Here is a 19,191-nt window from a genome sequence, read left to right as displayed (position 1 = left end):
ATCCCCACAATTAAATTGTGCACTTCATTACATAAACCCGTCTTCGGGTTCACCAACATCAAATCCTAATACTTTTGTCGCCTCCAATTTAAATCTCTCTATCCAAGAACTCCAATCACTATTACTCATCTGTGCATAAAATGATAAACCACTTGGCTCCACTGAAGCCACAATAAAAACATCATCTTCTTCTTCCTGCCCGAACCAATAGAGAATTCCATTTTTACATATCGTAATCAACTTATAAGAGTCAGCAGCTCCGAGAGAATAACACTAAGCTCAAGTTCCGTCTGCTCTGACTTCACGGCTTTTTCCAGCTTTGCACGGCTTCCGAATATCCGATATATAACCTGCTCCCGTTCATATATTTCTTTAGGCGACAGCTCTTGAAGCAGCGCTTCTGCAAGCTCGACCCGATCGATCACGAAGTTTTTGACAGATCTTGCTTCCTCATTTCCTGCTAGCAGGATGTCTACTAGGACTGGCATAAGCTCAGCCTCCACGCCGTGCGCATCAATAAAGGTCTCCGCATAACTATCCTGTATCATTTGGTGCTCCGAATCTACCATCTCCATATAACGAGAGACGAGTGAGAAATATTCCTTGCTATATAATCCTAATCCGAGTACAGCATAGGTACTAGGCATGACCGACTTTTCACCCGGTTCCGTGTCCTTGTACCACGCATAGGGCTCCATAGCGATATCCGCATACGCAGCCAGCTTAGGAAAAAGAGACGGATAGGCTAGTGCACCAGCAAAAAACTGATGAAGACCTGATTTAGCCATTTTTTTTAGAGGAAGATAGTTCTTTTGTTTGCTTTTCAGCTTCAGGTTATATTCCTTCGGGAATCCCTGCTGCAGCAATTGGGTAATGTGATCCAATGCTTCTCCATAAGCTGCTTCCTCCTCGTTCAAAATCCGGACTTCAATGCTCTGCGTTACATCATTATTATCAACTTCAACACGGGTCCCTTTATATACTGGAGTGAATTTCCCGCTTCCCCCCTGGATATACTCCGCTGCGTGTTTTGAACCAAGCTGGACAGCTAGTTTCAAATATTGTTCCCGGATGTCCGGTTTCGTTTTTCCAATTTGCAGAGCGGCATATACAAAAAAGGAAAGTTGATCTGCATTCGGATCCATAAGCGCCATATCCTCTTTAGGTATCCAATCCATTCTAAAGCTGCCTGTACGCACAAAATAGCGTGGAAGAAAAATATTTTGAATCCAATTATCCATAGCCAAAGTATACTGGCCAGTCCATTCGTCTAAGCGTCGCCTATTACTTCTGAGCTTGTCGGATAAATGCTCAATTAATGGGCCAACCGTATTTTCTTCTTGCTTCATAAGATCAGGGTTCATCAAGTGATGAGAAAAGAAAAACTGGTCATCAACACTCGGCAATACGGGAAGATTAGACATGATTTTGGATGTTATAAACTTCTGTAATGATTTGCGGAGTTCGTTCAGCTTCTCTTCGTTAACCAGATGCACGCAAAGTGTTAAGTCTTCGTCCTCCATTTCAAAGGAAAGTACGATCTGGAATCGGTAATCAAAAAAACGAGGACCTAACTTCTCTGATAAAAAAAGCTCCTCCACTCTCTTGCATAAAGCCGGGTAAAGTTCAGATCTAATTAATTCATCCGTGAGTTCGGCGATATAAGGACCTGCTTCGATTTTATAAGAGCTGTCTGTCCAATCAAACGGTTCTTCAACATCAATATGTATTTTTCCGTCACGCCAAGCTACCTGAAGATAATCCTTTATCCCTGCCTGGAGCGGACGATTTCCTATGAATTCATTTATTCTTATAGTCTCTTTGTTGTATATGGTTATCATCTCGCTCCACACATCGTCTAAAAACCTCTGTACTGCTGCGTTCATTCCCACTCCTCCTCATTGTTAATGCTAATAGAACTTAGTACACCTCATGCAGTTTGAAGACGGAGAAGCAGTTGATCAACCAGATCTGCCTCTCGCAGCTGGTTGATCCAGCGCTGAGGGATATGCTCATAGCCATATCGGATTCCGGCAAGACCACCTGTGATACAGGCCGTTGTATCCGTGTCGTTGCCTAAGGCAACTGCTCGTTTGACGGCATCTTCGTAGGAAGTGCAGGTTTGGAGGATCATACACGCACTGAACAAGGAATCTACGACATAACCAGATCCTTCGCCATAGAATACTTTATCTGGATGAATGTTCTCTTCGAGCTCCCGTTCATGCTCAGGCATCTGCTGGTAGATCGTTCGAAGCTTGCTAAGAGCAGTTCGGTAGCACAGATTGAAGTCTTGCTCTTGCAACAGTTCACGTGCAATTAACACATAGAAGGCACAACATACCTGATTACAGATATGTGCATGAGTTACAAGGCATTGAGTATGTGCATCCTGAACGAGTTGTTTATCTGTTCCTTTGTGCCACAAGGCAAGTGGTAGCACGCGCATTAGCGCCCCATTCCCTTTCCCATCAGGAACTGTATTGCCACTCTCGTAAGGGGACATTCCTTGGTAATAAGTAGACAACGTACGACTGGTTTGTATTCCAACATCAAAAACTTGTTGGGCTACTGCCCATCTACCTTCATGATACCAGTCGACCAATTTGTCAGCAAAATCAGTTAGCTCCAGTGTACCTTTATCGATCAGACTCTCCAGCAGACATAGTGCCTGCGCACCATCATCCGACCAGGTGCCGGCTGGAACATCTCGGTAGGTGGGCTGAAAGCCCACAGGAGGAGTAAACTCAATCTGCTCCAGAGGTGGGAGCTGCTCCGCTGATCTGAATTCATAGGGGACACCAAGAGCATCTCCAATCAATAAGCCGTAAAGCCCACCCTTAATCTTATCCCACATGTTGTATTCTCCTTATCACTAGATATAATTTGGATCAAGCTGTCTACAAATATATAAGCCTACCCTATCAATATTTAAACTGTTTTGCATCATGTAAATAAAAATTGAAGAAATAAGCTTCCAATGAACAATACGATAGTAATCTAAGCCCTTTTTGAAATCAATAATATATAACAAAAGATGAGGCTGTTTTTAAAATCAACAACCTCATCTTTTTTATGAATACTTCCCGAATAATTACGTGTCTCTACTTAAATAACCAATCAACTTTTTCTGCGTATTCGCAGTTTATTTTAGTCCCTATAATTAGCTAGGATGAAGTGCCCGGGCCATCGCATCCATATAGCCCTGAACAGCGCGCTGACTCACTTCTGTTTCTGGAGCGAAAATTTCGAAAAGGTGAAAACAACCGGGATACAGGTGGAATTCAACATCTACACCTGCTTGTGCAAGTCGTGCCACATACTCCATTGTCTCGTCTCGGAATAGATCGAGCTGACCTATACAAGTATAGGCTGGCGGCAAACCTGCCAAGTTCTCCGCTCTCGAGGGTACTGCATAAGTAGATTCTCCTCTGACATCGCTCTCCTTGCCCAGGTACATGTTCCAAGCTGCTATGTTGTCTGTTCGGTTCCAGATTGCGCCTGCTTCCGTAATCTCATGACTGGACGGTGTGATGTTACGGTTGTCAAGCATCGGGTATAATGGCATTTGGAAAATAAGAGACGGTCCTCCTTTATCACGCGCCATCAGCGCGAGTGCTGCTGTCAGTCCGCCGCCACCGCTAGCACCGGCAATTGCAACCCGATCCACATCAATGCCAAGCAAGGCTGCCTCCTCCGTCATCCATACCAATCCAGCATAACAATCTTCGATCGCCGCCGGATAAGGGTGCTCGGGAGCAAGCCTATAATCAACCGATACGACTATACATTCAGCTGTCTGAACAAAACGTTCGCATAATTCGTCGTCCATATCCGGATGTCCTAACACGTATCCTCCCTCTCTTAATTCTGGTAGTATACGTGGTTCAACACTCATAATAATCCCTCCAAATAAAATAATGAATTCGTTCGTTTACGTCTTATTCATAGATAATCCTTATCCCATTTGAGCTTCCCACTTGGCAATTTCCTCTCGTACTCGCGGCGCAACTTCTGTACCGAGCAGTTCTATAGCCCGCATAACCAACTCATGCGGCATCGTACTTAAGGGAACATACATCATGAATCGTGTAATCCCTACATGCTTACGCAGATGGATTATTTTTTGGGCGACTGTTTCCGGATCCCCTACATACAACGCACCATCAAAGCGTCGGGCAGCATCATAGCTGGAACGATCGTAGTACGCCCACCCCCGTTCTTTGCCGAGCTTATTCATACCGTACTGGGTTGACGGAAAAAAGAGTTCTGCTGCCTGTTCCGTATCTTCTGCAACAAATCCGATGGAATGTGAACCTACCTGAAGCCGTGATGCATCATGTCCGGCATGAGCTGCCGCCTTTTTATACAGTTGTACAAGCGGTGCAAAATTGGTTGGGTTTCCACCGATAATCGCCAGGACTAATGGCAGGCCCAGAAGTCCTGCACGCACGGCAGACTCCTGGGTACCGCCGCTACCAATCCATACGGGTAAAGAGTGCTGAACAGGGCGCGGGTATACACCCAGATTATTTATCGCTGATCGATGTCCTCCACTCCATGTAACTTTCTCAGATTCCCGTATTTTCAGAAGCAGCTCGATGTTTTCATTAAATAAATCCTCATAGTCATGCAAGTCATACCCAAAAAGCGGAAAGGATTCAACAAAGGAACCCCGGCCCGCTATAATCTCGGCACGTCCATTGGATAAGCCGTCAAGCGTGGCAAAATCCTGAAACACACGGACAGGATCAGCTGATGAAAGGACCGTCACAGCACTCGTCAATCGAATCCGCTTTGTTAGGGGGGCTGCAGCAGACAACACCACTGCTGGTGATGAAGCTGCATAATCTTCACGATGATGCTCACCTATGCCAAACACATCAAGTCCTACCTGATCCGCAAGGACGATTTCTTCGACGACTTCTCGTAATCGCTGTGCGTGACTCATCACAACTCCGGTCTCAGTATCAGGCTTTGTTTCTATGAACGAAGTAACACCTATTTCCATAGTTAATCTCTCCTTATATTTTCTCTAGCAATTCGCCCGACATCATCGGTGCAACCCAATTTCTTAAGAAGAATGCTCAAGACAACGGATTAAAGCCGTCCAATCCAACTCACCATAACCATTGGCAATTCCTTCAGACAAGTGATGGTGGATAAGCTGACCTAAAGGTAGAGGAGTTTGAACGGACTTCGCTGCCTCAATAGCCAATGCAACATCTTTTAACCCAAGCTTCATTTTAAAACCGGACGGTTCAAAGCGCTGTTCGCTCATGATCGCTCCATAGTTCTGATATATTGGAGATTGAAAAAGAGCATTCACGACATTCATAAATCGGGACGAATCAATACCGTGCTTTTCTACCATTAGCTGCACTTCCGACAAAGCTTCCAGCATTGAAGCAATTAGAAAGTTAACGCCAATTTTCACAACGTTCCCTTCTTCGCCGTGATCCCCAATCTCTACTATCTCTTGACCCAATACTGTTAAAACGGGAAGTACCCGTTGTCTTGCTTGTTCCGGACCAGCTAAAATAATACGCAATTTAGCTTCTTTAGCGGCATCTGGGCGCCCCATCACCGTGGCAGACACAAAGTGTTGCTTTCGCTCCGCATGCGAGACGGATAATTTTCGAGCCAGATCTACGCTGATTGTACTGGCAGAGATGTGAATTCCATTTTCCGACAATCCATTCAGAACACCATCTGGTCCCTCGACGACCTCCTTCAAAGCAGCATCATCAGAAAGCATGGTAATTACAAGATTGCTTTCTTTCACTGCCTCTAGCGGTGTTTTGGCATATCGTGCTCCCTGTTTCATTAAGGGTTCAACTTTTTCAGGGGTCCGATTAAAGATGACTAATTCATAACCCGCTTTCAATAGATTTTGGGCCATTGGGAGCCCCATATTTCCAAGCCCAATAAACGATACTTTCATTAGACACCTCTCCTTATTTTGATGGGTTTCTCAATAACGGAATGATCGTTCCGAAATAATCAAAAAAATATAGTCTAACATATACTCTTCAATTATCACTTTCATAATATGGGGAATATGATAACGGAACGATCGTTCCGGAATGATTAAAAAAAATTAGATTCCTGCTATTACAAAGCTAATCATCTCTTTTGCACGTTCCGGATTCTGATCTGCTTTGGCCATAATATTAATGCTTTGATGTAAATTCAACAATAAATAAGACAACGCTTTGATATCAGTCGTTTTATCAATTTCTCCCCGTTGCTGGCCCTTTTCTAAAAGGTCACAAAAAGCTTGCTCTAATTCCAAAAAACTAGTCTTTATCAACTCATTAATTTTTTCATCTGGCGACTCCAATGTTGTAGCTACATTCGTAACAAAACACCCGCCCGGCAGGCTGGTATCGTATGCTGAAGCAATATGATACTCAAAAAATTGAAGAATTCCATCTCTAACACTAGATGCATGTTCAAGAATAGCCTGCTTATTGAAATTCCCCTTTTTATAATGCTCAAGGGCATCTGTATACAAGGTTTGCTTGTCGGAAAACGTATCGTAAAGGCTGGATCGGCTAATGCCCATCACCTCTAGTAAATCCGGTATGCTAGCCGCTTCGTATCCTTTTTTCCAAAACAACAGCATAGCTTGATGCAGCGCTTGATCTTTGTTAAATTCTTTTGTCCTAGCGATAAGTAACACCTCCCGTCATTGAAATATAACATATCTGAACTGATCAGTCCAGATTTATAAAATAAACGGACACTCATATTGGTGTCCGTTCTTAAGAGCAAATACTTAGTCATTGAATTGCTCATAAACATCTTTTATCCAAACATCAATGTTTGTTGCATATTGTTCTAGTTTAATGATCAAATCAGCTAGTTCAGAATTAGGCATCTCGTTCACGGTAAAATATAATAGCTGCTGTAATAAAGATCAGTGTCCATAGCAGGGAAATACCTGTCCCTTCCATTGGTGTAAGGACATTTATTTCATCGGAGGAAGGCGGCATATACATATAATATCCTGCTGTATCTGGAAAAAAATATTTAGTATTGTGTAGAAAATCTTTCGACAATGGACTGACAATGAAGTAATAGCCAAGCAGTACCACTAAAGCAGGAGTAGTTCGTCTTAATAAAGCACCTATAGCTGCACTGAGAAGTGTGGTTAAAGTTAGATAGCCTGTTGCACCTGCTAATGATTTTATCATTTCGTCTATTTCAATCACTACTGCTGTGTCTTTCATCATGATAAAGGTATATAGTACACCTGATGCAGTAGTAAAAGACGCCGCAGGAATGGTTATAATGGTCAAGGCCAAATACTTCGTGGATAATTGAAACCCTCGCCAAGGTATCGTAGTTAAAGTAGTTCGAATCTGTCCCCCTGTATACTCTGAACAAGTAGCTAAGATACCAAGAATAATGAATCCTGCTTGAAGATATCCCATAGAAGAAAGTCCTGTATTCAGTATATTTTGCGTTCCTGCTGCCCCTTGTAGATCAACAGAAGTAAAAGCAGCGGCTAAACCTAAATTAAGAATGAATGTAACCAAAAGAGTGAGCCCTATCAATGGTAATGTAACTAATTTATCCAGTTCAGCACCCAGGATTTGTGTTATCTTTCTACTAGATGAGACACTCATGCTGCAACGTCCCTCCTATGGAATACAATAGCTGCAACAATGAAAACAACGACTACCCAGGCAAACATGACTAAACCGCCTGTGAAGGGGGTGTGAAACCTCTCGAATAAACTGCCTGTGGACGTGTTGTCCGTAAACATAAACATTTCAGCGCCAGCCCTATCTGGTAAGTAAAACGCCAACTTTGTAACCCTATACAACAGGACACTAAATGATACAACGGATGAATTTATTATGAGCACAGCAAGCGGGAGGATGCCATTCTTAGTTAGAAAAGTAATTCCAAGTGCTAAAAGAGCAGTGAATGTCCAGTAACAAATGGCACCGATAAGTCTGGACCATTCAAATGCAGGGGCATATTCACCAAGAATAAGATGCGTTGCAGACACAGTTGTCATAATAGCAACAATACAAAGCAGTATGCTGATCACAGTCACAGCACCTGCTTTTGCCAATAAAAAATGAATTCGGGATGAAACAACAGTTAAACTCGTTGTAATCTGTTGTCCTCCACCAGATTCACTGCTCTCTGTCAAATACTCACTGCTGACAGCAAGCACACCAAGAATAATAACGCCTTGCACACCAAGAGCTAACCCGATATAGCCAACTTCCGATAGCCGCGTGCTAACTCCAGCTATAATCTCCTCTTTTTGTGCTATGCTGTCCAAGGCAGAAATAAGCGCTGGGGCAAACGCTCCAATGAGAAAAGCAAGCCAAATACCCGGTAAGGAGAACAATTTAGATAGTTCCGCGTTAAATGCTCTCATACAACTTCACCTGCATTTTCAGATGTCAGGGCAAAAAAGGCTTCCTCCAGCGTGGAATAGTTACCTATTACTTCTTCCAATGTTCCATCTGCAACGATAGTTCCATGCTTAATAATCACCACATCATCAACCGTCTCTGCAAGCTCTCCCATTAGATGACTGGATAACAACACCGTATTTCCAGACTCAGCACGTTCACGTAAAAATGTCCGAATCCACCGAATTCCTTCTGGGTCGAGCCCATTTACGGGTTCATCTAAAATCAATACTTTTGGATCACCGAGTAGCGCAGCTGCTATTCCAAGTCTCCTCCCCATACCAAGAGAATACTTCCCAACTCTTTTTCCGGCTTCATTAGTAAGACCTACTATTTCCAGAACTTCCTCGACACGTGAGTTAGACAATCCTGCGGCACGAGCAATCCAACGCAAGTGTGCCCGTCCTGTTCGCATACGATGAGCTCCAAATCCATCAAGTGCGGCACCTACTGTTGATACAGGATTATGTAATTCTGCGAATGGCTTTCCATTGATTAGTGCACTCCCTGAGGTAGCACGATCTAATCCAAGCAGGATGCGAAGTGTAGAGCTTTTACCTGCTCCATTTGGACCTAGAAAACCAGTTACTCTGCCAGGTCTAGCTTTAAAACTGATACCTGATAAGATTTTCCCAGTTCCGCGATGTTTGACTAAGTTATTAATTGTAAGCAACCATAACACTTCCTTTCTGTTATGGTTCTAATTATAAAGAAGCAAAGTTACATCTCGGTTATCCTGCTGTTTACTTCTGGTTTAACTTTAGGTTAAGCTCTACCAATAGCCACTGTTGTGCCGTTTTCATTTGATGTAAAGTCAGCTTTAAGCTTCATTTTATTCAACATATAATTTGAAGTCGATAAACCTATCCCCGCCCCACGCTCATAGGAAGAGTTATCCATCCCCGGACCTCTGTCTGCAACAATGATCTGTTCTTTTTCTACATCAACCACAATGTTTACATATTTCCCCTCTGCTGCATGGCGAAGAATATTCTGAAATAAATTATCCAGAACACGTGTCATCCATTTAGGATCTGCTTCCCAATAAAAAGTCTTCTCTGTCGGTAAATCAACCTCGATCCGGATTTCTTTTTCTTCAAATACAGGATACCACGCAGCAACAGATGCTCTTACTAAACGTCCAATATCTGTTGAAGTGGGCTCAAAAGGATGTTTTCCTGATGTAAGCAATGTATAGGAAAGTAAATCATCCATTAGATCTCCAACTCTAGTAATCGTATGGTTCATCTCTGATAATGAGTTTTGTCCTTCTAGACTCATTGATTCTTTATTTAATCGGGTGACATGTCCTCTCAAAATGGTAAGCGGCGTTCGTAAGTCGTGAGATAAATTCGCGATGAGTCGATGTCGTAACAATTCCTCTTCATGTTCTCGCTTGCGACTGTCTTCAAGCTGCTGAATCATCCAATTAAAGGAACTTCCTAACTGGTCTATTTCATCCATACGATCACTTTGAACAGCTATTGGTTTAGGAAATGAGTTATGATTAGCTGAAAATGACATGACTTCCTGTAAGCAGGTGAGACGTTTACGAAGTCTCAAGAAGAAAATCCAAGAGATTACCACAAATGCGACAATAATAAAACCAAACACAAGAAGTACAATGTAAAAATAATTTAACTTATTCAGCTCTTCTTCATTAAAAGGAGACGCAATGAACGCAGATAAGAAAATAAGTACGATCGGAGGTAAAAAGATAAATAGAAAATGTCCTTTTAGAAAACGACGAAATAGTGATTTAGTCTGTCTCATAGTTTCACCCGATAGCCTATTCCCTTCAACGTTTCAATAATCTCTGGGGAGTCTGGATGGCGTTCCAGCTTTTGACGCAGTCGATGAATATGTACCATTAATGTTTTATCACCTGTGATATAAGCTTCTTCCCAGATGGCTTCATAGATTTGTTCTTTTGGTAAAACTTGATTAGGGTGGCGTAAGAAGTACATCAAAATATGATGTTGTTTCCCTGTCAATATAATTTCTTCTCCTGTGTGTTTATCAAATACCATTTGGATGTCTGGATCTACTTCAATATAATTCCCTAATGAAATGCGTTCGGAATGTGTTCCGCCCTTTCGACGGATTAATACTTCTAATCTAGCAATTAGTTCATCCGTATGGAATGGTTTCGTTAAATAGTCATCAGCAAATTGTAACCCTTCTACCTTATCATCTATCGATGTTCGAGCAGTTAACAGCAAAATAGGAACAGCAGGAGCTGCCTTTTTTAATCGTTTCCCCACAGTAAATCCGTCTAAACCGGGTAACATGATATCCAAAATAACGATTTCATGCTGATTTACTTCTTTTTCAGCTCCTTCACCAGAAAGCAGCCACTGTACTGAAAATCCTCGTTGTTCCAATTCTTCCTTTACCCAACTGCCGATCTTCTCATTATCTTCAATATATAACACGTTTCTTTTCAAGTAACTTCCCTCTTTCTAAACCGAGTTCACTATTAGACAGATTAACACAATCTAAAGAATTGTTTCCAGTTAAGACAATTTTATTGTTCGTTAATAGAGGACTTTCACCGCCAAGTTATCGTCTATGCCGGGCGCACACTAGAAAACCCTCTAACATGGCAGTGCATGTTAGAGGGTTTCGAGCGTAGCTGCTAATTTTAGGAAATACTACTTCGTGATACTAATGGATTTCGAAGTATTATCGAAGAATATATTTGCACCAAAATACTCAGCAATGAAACGTAATGGGAGCATAGTACGACCGTTTACAAGTTCAGCTGCTACATCCATTCCTGGTGCAAGTTCACCGATCTTAATCGACAAAGTCTGACCTTTCAAAGTAATCATTACGGTTTTCGTAACGTTATCCCAGCTTACGTTTGCTCCTAAGCTCTCGGCAACGAAGCGCAGTGGGACTAACGTTCTGCCTTTAACTACCGTTGAAGCAACGTCCATACTCATTTCGATTCCGTTTAATTTATATCCTGTCTTTCCTAAAGTGAATTCCAATTTCACAGGTTCAGGCTTGGCTGTAATGAAGAGATAACCTAGTCCTTTTGCCGTGAAAGTAAATTTACCTGTCTCACGCTCATAGTTGCCGCCTAAACGCTCCATGTTACCGTTCAATTGAAGCATAACACCGCATAACATGTTAAGCTCGTTTGTCGACAACTTCTCTTTTGACAGATCGAAGGTTACGGGTATAAGCCCTGTATAATCCGTTACTTCCCGGCCATCCACGAAGATCTTTAATTCATATCCCCGCCCTATAGCTCCGCCTCTTTCATCTACAGGTTTAATGACAACCTTCATCCACTTTCCTGTATTCAATTGCTTCAACAATTCAGCGGACAATTTAACAGATACGGTGTTATTCGTAACGATTAGCGGTTTGTCGGCATTAATAATCGCACCGATCGTATCGCTTTGAATCTCAAGCTCATCTTTTCCGGCTGACATCGTCAATGCAATGGAATTGCCCTTCTTCAGCTGCTCTTTGATTGTAGCATCAATACGCTCCGCTACTGATAACTCTGGCGAAGGAGTCGGCGTACTGCTGTGGCCATTTGAATTGCCGCCATTGTTATTGCCATTATTGCCACCACTGTTATTTGCAGTAATTACAATAGTTAACTCTATCGTATCCATGCCAGCATGATTGGAAGCCTTAATATTGAATTTGTAAGTTCCCGCTTCAGTAGGCACGCCTGAAATAACACCCGTAGCTCCTTCTAGATTCAGCCCAGCAGGTAAATAATTATCACTCACTTTCCAGGTAATCGGTTTGTCGCCGTAAACCGCTAATGTTACCGTATACGGTTGTCCAACGTTGCCACTTGGCAGATTTTTAGTGATAATCTCCGGAGCTGTATCCACTGGCTTATCTTCTTTAATCTCGATGCTCAATTCTCGCTCATCTTTACCAAAATCATTCGATGCTGCAACCGTGAATTCGTAATATCCTGCCTCTGGAGGCGTACCCGAGATAACGCCTGTTGCTTCATCTAGGTTCAAATCTACTGGCAAATCTCCTCCCTGGACCTTCCAAGAAATCGGTTCACTGCCATATACCGCTAGTGTTACTGTATACGGTTGTCCAACTTTGCCATTTGGTAAATTCTTAGTGATAATCTCCGGAGCTGTATCAACTGAGACAACTTCAGTGATCACTATATTGAACTGTTTTGTGTCACTGCCAACGTCATTGTTTGCTTGAACTTTGAACTTAAATTGACCCCATTGATCCGGTGTACCAGAGATAACACCTGCATCTTCATCCAAGCTCAATCCTGATGGTAATTGCCCCTCTACAACGGCCCATTTGATCGGCTTATCGCCATCAGTGGTAAGAACTGCCGAATAAGGTTGTCCTACCTTGCCATCCGCAAGCGAATTCGTCATTATCGTTGGTGCCGTACCTGCGTCTTCAGCCCATTTCGCATATAATTCAATATCCCTTGTAACAGGATCAGCATCGAAATTCCAAGCATCGTTTAATCCTTTATCTTGATACCAACCGCCGAAAACAGTTTTATCTTTTGTCGGCGCTGTTGGCTCAGTAATTGTACCGCCCATGTCAGCGAACTTCACCGCAACTTCACTGCCCCCATTGGAATCAAAAGTTACCGCATAAGGGTTGTGCGCGCCGATGGAATGCGTTCTAGCGCTAAGTGAATTGCCGAAGATGTCTGTTCTCTCCGTCATATGAGGCAGAGCATTCGCCCGATCCACATATGGGCTTACAATCTCGGCACCTGCACCATAGGCCAGGTTATTACCATCCGCAAGACGGAACCCGTTCATCGCATCGTAATCAAGCTTGGCATCCACTGTCCCACTGTTGGTAATCCAATGTTCAGGTGCAGATTTATAATCTTTTAATATAGAATTCAGTTCCTCTTCCGTTACATAGCGGTTGTCTGTTGCTGTTACGCCTGCACCTAGATATCCGCCTCCACCTGCGTTCATGCTGCCAAAAAGATTAGCCGGATACACAATGTTGTTCGTAAACCGTCCGGCTGCAAATGGAGCTGATGTTCCCTCGCCTTTCAGACCAACCTGGTTGTTTGCCCCAGTGTAGGCAAATATATTATTTTGGAAATAAATGTGCAAGTTGGAGGCTGTCGGGTCAAATACTAACGAACTGCTATTCTTCAATGGTGTGACGATGACATTGTTATAGTATAAGCCACTTAATTCCTCGCTCGTTGAAGAACCTCCTGCAAGCAATATTAGACTGTTAAAGCTCTTGTTAAAATCGGGGCTGCGGCCGTCGTTCACGCTAATATTATAGCGAACGATATTGCCCTTGGCAGCATTCATCTGTAAGTACCAACCACCATAGTTATTTCGGCTGTAATTGTATTCATACACATTGTCCTGACAATAGTTGTCAATGTCCCAAGCCATACCGTCATTACTTGCATGATAAGGGTTATCCACAGCTTCATTATAGCGGAAGATGGTGCCTTTACTTGCCATAATCCACGCAGCCGCATAGTTTTGCGAACCTAGATATGTTGGTGTTGTATTATTTGGCCCCCAGTTCGTAACCAGATTGCCGCTCTTATCGCTTAAATAGCTATAACCGTTGTCTGTGACCACATTTCGTTCCACAAGGGAGTTGTTCCCGCCGGACATGACAATGCCATCTCCAACCGAACTAGAAACCCAGTTGTTTCTAAACACAGCGTTGGATGCCCAAGGATAGCTAGAATTACTCCAAGTAATGCCTGTGTTATTAGTCCCTGGATTGCTTGGCCCGTAGGCATTATTGCGAATACCTTCGTTATCACAACGAAGGGTTTTGTTGCCTTCAACCAATATATCCACATAACCATTAATAATGATGCCGCCGGATACCTTACTTGCTCCATTTGCTTGGTGCAGCCCATTAACATCATGAACATAGTTATCTCGAATGACGATTCCTTGCATACGAGCATCAGCATAATCTTGAATATTAAACTGACCTTGTCCCAGCTTCGAAATCCTTGACATTACAGCGATACCGGAGCGGCCGTCACCTGCCGCATTGCCGATGTTCGTTACTTCAATTCCACTGACTACCCAATAGTTTACGTCATATAACTCAATGGTACCGTTTAAGGATATGCCTGATGGGCTCGACGCTGTTCCTCCACCATTAATTACCGGGCGTTGGTTAGGGTCGGTCGTATTATATTTTGTAAGCGTAATCGGATTTCCTTCCTCACCATTGCCGCGCAGTCTGATTTGTTCGTTCCATACGCTATTCGCATCCAGATAAATAGTTGAACCTGGAATAAATACATATTCATTAATCTTGGAGATTGATTTCCATGCCGTAGCTGGTGTGCGTCCATCTGCATGATCGTCACCGTTATTGGAGAGATAATAATCACGGACTTCAAGGGGTACAATGTTCAACTCGAAGGTGATTTCGGCAGGATACAGATCAAGTCTAACGGTATATTTTCCCGGCACGATATTATTTCTTGTGAATGATTCTTTGTTAATCTTCAATACATTACCGCTAACCGTATAATCCACATCCCGCAGCAGAGTTACAGCGCCGATCTTCACTCCAGCCAGATCCGTTAAATCAGGATTTACGGTGATATTATAGTCATCCAGACCAATAACATATGTGCTGTCTTCCAAGTGACTATACTCTTTAGGCAAGAGCTTTAGCGTAATAGAAGCTGTTCCGGTTTGGGCTGCTATTCCACTATCGATAACATATACGTCATCGATAAAATGCCTGTTCTGTATATCCTTAACCGTTCCAGGCTTGTTGCCCCAGTTCGTAGCAAGCTGCAATGCATCGATCTTGGAAATATTGTTCTTAACTGGAGTATCAAAATTTCCGCCAGCTGTTGTTTGCCTTTGAATGTCTTGTCCATCGATTTTATAGGTTGTTCCTGTTGATGTAACGAACCATTGAAATTTATGCCAACCTTCGCTTCGCTGGACATCTACAGGATAGAATCTCCCGGATGAACCAGGCCTGACTGCGTAATTGGTCAGATTTTCCGCCCAGTCACCATCTCCATTGCCATAATTTATTGCGATATGTTCATTGGACGATGGGGTTAAGCCAAAGACAGCGTGGTCATTGGAAGCCGCTCTGCCATCATCATAGTACCAAGCAGTAACGATTGTTGTCTTACCGGTTGCAGGGGCATAATTATAGGTACCTGGAACAGTCGCCACCTGACCGGCGCCGCTTGATGTCGCGGCCTTTCCTCCGGTACGGGACATCACATCGCTGTGAACATATCCGTTCGCACCATTTGAAAATTTCTTCTCCCCTTCAAATCCATCGTAAAACTTAGTGTCAGCCTTATTGAAGTAATCAACGCTCACATGTACAGTAACTTCTTCGTTCCCTGTCGGAATATAACCTTTCTTAACCGTCACGAATCCGGCATCATCAACTTCAATCTTATCCTTGTCTTGATCCGCCGGACTGAAGCTGATGTTATCAGCAACGAACACATCAGCTGTGTCAACCATTAACCGCGTTCTATCTCCTGCCCGTAATGTATCGTTCTGGCGAATTAGCGCAATGTTCGCTGAATATTGTGCACTCTCCCCTGACTCATCAGAGTCTAAGAATCGTGACGTTGCGTTGCCGTTTGCTTTTATTTTAAATGTATCATTTAAAGTCGGGGACAAAGCCGCATCATTGCTTGTTGCTGCAATCGGGCTTCCATTAACCACTCCATTACTGAAGAGTTGAACCGAATAGGCAGATGCGTTAGCGACGCGATCCCATGTAGCGTATGTGCCGTTCCATCTGGCATTTGCCGGTACAGGCAATTTCTCAATCTTTAATATTCCGGATGCTGCAACTTCTTCACTGATATCTCCCGCATTATTTATGACAATAGCTGTAATAGTGTAGTTGCCCACTCCGAGTGCCCTTGCATAGGGCAGAACATGATGCCTTTCATGATTGTTAGGCTGGTCGGGTCCCCCATTTTTCGATAAATAATAACCAACAGGTCCACCGTCTTTGAACAGTGTTACAAGGGTATCCCCGTAATTGGAAGCGCCATTATAAATACCCGTATCCGAGTCAAGCGTTGGATTAATTGGTGCATTCACCTGCGTATTGGTGGTTATCAACAACGGTACAGCATGGGATTTCACTACAACTCCCTCTGCCGAGGAAACCTCGCAATAATAAAAATTGCCTTGTTGTGAAGCTGCGTCCACATTGGAAAGTGTTAATACTGCCTTATCAGCTCCGCTGACTTTTGTCCCGCTCAAGCCAGTCTCATCATCAGATACATACCATTGATAAGCAGTAGCAGCGGCTGATGCCGTAATGCTAAATGTTGCTGTCTCACCTTGTTTCACTTCTGCAGCTGTTGGCTGAGTGCTTATTTCTAAATTTGGCAATCCGCCGGGAGGCACCAAATTCACTGTTAATGTTCTGGTTCCTGTTGTTGTAGCCACATCTTTTACAACATAAAAATCGTCAATTAGATGTTTATTTTTAATATAAGCTTTGTTCCCTGTCTGGCTATTCCATCCTCCCGCTATTTTAGGCTGAATGGTTGTACCGCTCTTCATAGCTCTGTAAATATCACTTTGCGCTGAATCGGATATTAATGTTCCGTCTATTTGTAACGTCGCACCATTTGGTGTAATAAGCCACTCGAATTTATGCCAGCCTGTGGAACGTAAAGCCCCGCTATCTTTCCAACGGTTGCCTGCTGTACCCGCTGATGATGGTGCATAAGCCCAAGTATATTTCGTCGGGTTATGAATAACATCAGCCTCTGAACTTTGATAGAATGTCCCGGCAAAGGTGGCATTTTTACCATCTACAATAGCAAATTGCGTTCTATCCGTCGCAGTCTTCTCCTCATTAGGATACGGGTCAAAATACCATGCCGTCATCTTATAATTGCTGCCAGCCGGCAATGCCACATCTTGAGCTACCTTTTCATTATTCGTATCATCCGAAGGTGTAATCGCTTTCAATCCAGAACGGGACTGTGCATCGGACAGCGTGAATGACGAGCCTAATTTGCTCATAGATGTCATCGGACCATTGTTGTTCTCGAAGTCCTCCATGAATAACACTTCTGAGTCAGGGTAATAACCCGCCCTGGCCGTGATTGTCACCGGAACGCCCGGAGCATCTGGCGACGCAAATGTATAACCGTTAGATAAAGTAATGTTCCCCTGATTATTAACAGTTAAAAGTTGCGAATTGCTGGAATCATAACTTACCTCGTCAATAACCGGTCCTTTAACCAGACTGCTTAAAGGTGAACCTTTATACGTAAGATTTACCCTACCTGTTTGACCTGCCGCTTGTGTCAATTCTAGTACAACGGAGTCAAAAGATTCGCTCCCTCCCGCAGCTGACACTTCGGATGAAGGCGCCAAGCTGAACAGACCAGGGAATGCCAACGTTGTAGCTGTAACTATCGACAAAGCTTTTTGCATCCATTTCCATCGTATCATTCCAAAATTTCCTCCCTTTGAAATTAATAAATTTATACTTTATAAAAAATCTGTATCTATGGAAGTCTCAATAGACATAGATTTTTATAAACTTAAAAACTAACTATTCTAGTTCACTACTAACTCACTGAATCGATTACCGTTATACACGATCTTCAATTCATTCGTATTTGCAATTAACGCTCGCAAGTCAGTCTCCGCCGATCCGTATAGAATGGAATCTTTCACTTCTTCCAGTTTAAGCTTGGTGATTTCCGGTTTTGTGGTTAATGTAGCAACGACATCCTCACCCATATATTTACCGATTACTGTCTCACCTACAGAAGCAGCAGCTAAAGACTCCCAGAACTTAAGAGACTCGGTATCTTCTTTGGATATATCTAAACGATTTAGCACTTTCTCTTCTTTGACTTGTCCCGCTGTCGCTAACGCAGCCGTTAATTTATCAGCTACACGAATATAATCCGCACTTTTTGATGCATACTCAACTTGTAAGTGGGCGTCGCTCATTTTCGTTTTCTTTACCTGGGTTTCTATCAAATCCGGCCAACGGGCGCCACTTAAATATTGCATGTATTGATATAAATCAAACTGAGGCAACCCATAGTAAGTCTCTCCTAAATCATCCATCTTAGCTCGCTTAACATTTTCTTCTTCCATGTCGGATTTAAGCTCATCAAAGCTTTGGTAAGGGGCGATTCCTCCTTTGTCTGCAATAAATTGCTCCTGCTTGGACATTAGCAATGCTGTCATCGCAGAATTTTTGGCGTATTCAGAGGGGGTTTCATGATTTTTGCCGTATTGACGTGTCCAGAAGCTCTCATCTACTTGGGCCCCATAAGTTCTGAAGAAATAGTCTACCGTTATAGCTCTCTGCTCTTTGACAAAAGATTGAAATTCTTCCTCTGTTACGGCGTATCCATCTACTGTAAATATCCAATTTTCAGGCAGTTCCACCTTTTTGTTAGTTAAGCCCAACATGAGTAAAGCAAGAACAATCAGAGCGGTAAACAAGATAATCACTGTTGGTTTTCGTCTTGTAATCCCCATGACAGCCTCCTCTCCAATATTCAACCTAGCTTTGCATGAAAGCCATGATAGTGAAATTCTTCGCCGTTGCAGGAGAAGTTCCCAATTTTAAATGGTTAGACATTATTGTAAGTTTAGCCACCCCCTAATGTAAGCGCTTATTTAGACTGAATTAGAACAAATTTGACATGTTCAAATTACCACGTTTGGTTGAAAACGCCCTGCTAATCTAGCATGAGCAGTATTATGTAGATATCACCCAGTTGAGA

The 19,191-nt window shown here is 42.9% G+C and carries 12 protein-coding genes and 1 pseudogene; all 13 read right to left on the bottom strand.

Going from position 1 to position 19,191, the window contains the following annotated elements:
• Positions 1 to 236: 236 nt before the first annotated feature.
• A complete protein-coding gene (locus NST25_RS15840) occupies positions 237 to 1,886 on the bottom strand; it encodes a DUF6138 family protein (protein ID WP_339187125.1) in 1,650 nt (549 codons plus the stop codon).
• Positions 1,887 to 1,930: 44 nt separating this feature from the next.
• Positions 1,931 to 2,857, bottom strand: a complete 927-nt coding sequence (locus tag NST25_RS15835; protein ID WP_339167951.1) for an ADP-ribosylglycohydrolase family protein — start codon at positions 2,855 to 2,857, stop codon at positions 1,931 to 1,933.
• Between the two features lie 306 nt (positions 2,858 to 3,163).
• A pseudogene (locus NST25_RS15830) lies at positions 3,164 to 3,859 on the bottom strand (alpha/beta hydrolase); the annotation flags it as partial.
• A 99-nt stretch (positions 3,860 to 3,958) separates the two neighbouring features.
• The gene (locus tag NST25_RS15825) at positions 3,959 to 5,011 is read right to left on the bottom strand and encodes an LLM class flavin-dependent oxidoreductase (protein WP_076279716.1); all 1,053 of its coding nucleotides are present in this window, start codon (positions 5,009 to 5,011) and stop codon (positions 3,959 to 3,961) included.
• A gap of 63 nt (positions 5,012 to 5,074) precedes the next feature.
• Positions 5,075 to 5,944: an NAD(P)-dependent oxidoreductase gene (locus tag NST25_RS15820; protein WP_340391770.1), complete on the bottom strand. Its 870-nt coding sequence runs from the start codon at positions 5,942 to 5,944 to the stop codon at positions 5,075 to 5,077.
• A 156-nt stretch (positions 5,945 to 6,100) separates the two neighbouring features.
• Positions 6,101 to 6,685: a TetR/AcrR family transcriptional regulator gene (locus tag NST25_RS15815; RefSeq protein WP_249267693.1), complete on the bottom strand. Its 585-nt coding sequence runs from the start codon at positions 6,683 to 6,685 to the stop codon at positions 6,101 to 6,103.
• A gap of 190 nt (positions 6,686 to 6,875) precedes the next feature.
• Complete coding sequence (locus NST25_RS15810) at positions 6,876 to 7,634, bottom strand: ABC transporter permease (RefSeq protein WP_340391769.1); 759 nt, start codon at positions 7,632 to 7,634, stop codon at positions 6,876 to 6,878.
• Entirely contained in the window at positions 7,631 to 8,404 is a 774-nt protein-coding gene (locus NST25_RS15805; RefSeq protein WP_076309489.1) for an ABC transporter permease, read from the bottom strand. Before NST25_RS15805 ends, NST25_RS15810 begins: the two co-directional genes overlap by 4 nt.
• Positions 8,401 to 9,123, bottom strand: a complete 723-nt coding sequence (locus NST25_RS15800) for an ATP-binding cassette domain-containing protein (RefSeq protein WP_340391768.1) — start codon at positions 9,121 to 9,123, stop codon at positions 8,401 to 8,403. Before NST25_RS15800 ends, NST25_RS15805 begins: the two co-directional genes overlap by 4 nt.
• Before the next feature lie 83 nt (positions 9,124 to 9,206).
• Entirely contained in the window at positions 9,207 to 10,214 is a 1,008-nt protein-coding gene (locus NST25_RS15795) for a HAMP domain-containing sensor histidine kinase (protein ID WP_076279713.1), read from the bottom strand.
• On the bottom strand, positions 10,211 to 10,888 hold the full coding sequence (locus NST25_RS15790; protein WP_076126558.1) for a response regulator transcription factor: 678 nt from the start codon (positions 10,886 to 10,888) through the stop codon (positions 10,211 to 10,213). Before NST25_RS15790 ends, NST25_RS15795 begins: the two co-directional genes overlap by 4 nt.
• 207 nt (positions 10,889 to 11,095) lie before the next feature.
• The gene (locus NST25_RS15785; RefSeq protein ID WP_340391767.1) at positions 11,096 to 17,893 is read right to left on the bottom strand and encodes a stalk domain-containing protein; all 6,798 of its coding nucleotides are present in this window, start codon (positions 17,891 to 17,893) and stop codon (positions 11,096 to 11,098) included.
• Between the two features lie 108 nt (positions 17,894 to 18,001).
• A complete protein-coding gene (locus NST25_RS15780; protein WP_340391766.1) occupies positions 18,002 to 18,943 on the bottom strand; it encodes a hypothetical protein in 942 nt (313 codons plus the stop codon).
• Positions 18,944 to 19,191: the final 248 nt, after the last annotated feature.

The organism is Paenibacillus sp. FSL E2-0190, assembly GCF_037992965.1.
GTDB classification, from domain to species: Bacteria; Bacillota; Bacilli; order Paenibacillales; family Paenibacillaceae; genus Paenibacillus_AQ; species Paenibacillus_AQ odorifer.
The sequence above is the reverse complement of the archived record's forward strand: the minus strand, read 5'-3'. Positions and strand labels throughout refer to the sequence as shown.

Bases quoted from the DNA above. Each gene is read 5' to 3' on its own strand.
- NST25_RS15840 (WP_339187125.1), bottom strand. From the start codon at position 1,886: ATGAACGCAGCAGTACAGAGGTTTTTAGACGATGTGTGGAGCGAGATG.
- NST25_RS15835 (WP_339167951.1), bottom strand. From the start codon at position 2,857: ATGTGGGATAAGATTAAGGGTGGGCTTTACGGCTTATTGATTGGAGAT.
- NST25_RS15825 (WP_076279716.1), bottom strand. From the start codon at position 5,011: ATGGAAATAGGTGTTACTTCGTTCATAGAAACAAAGCCTGATACTGAG.
- NST25_RS15820 (WP_340391770.1), bottom strand. From the start codon at position 5,944: ATGAAAGTATCGTTTATTGGGCTTGGAAATATGGGGCTCCCAATGGCC.
- NST25_RS15810 (WP_340391769.1), bottom strand. From the start codon at position 7,634: ATGAGTGTCTCATCTAGTAGAAAGATAACACAAATCCTGGGTGCTGAA.
- NST25_RS15805 (WP_076309489.1), bottom strand. From the start codon at position 8,404: ATGAGAGCATTTAACGCGGAACTATCTAAATTGTTCTCCTTACCGGGT.
- NST25_RS15795 (WP_076279713.1), bottom strand. From the start codon at position 10,214: ATGAGACAGACTAAATCACTATTTCGTCGTTTTCTAAAAGGACATTTT.
- NST25_RS15785 (WP_340391767.1), bottom strand. From the start codon at position 17,893: ATGATACGATGGAAATGGATGCAAAAAGCTTTGTCGATAGTTACAGCT.
- NST25_RS15780 (WP_340391766.1), bottom strand. From the start codon at position 18,943: ATGGGGATTACAAGACGAAAACCAACAGTGATTATCTTGTTTACCGCT.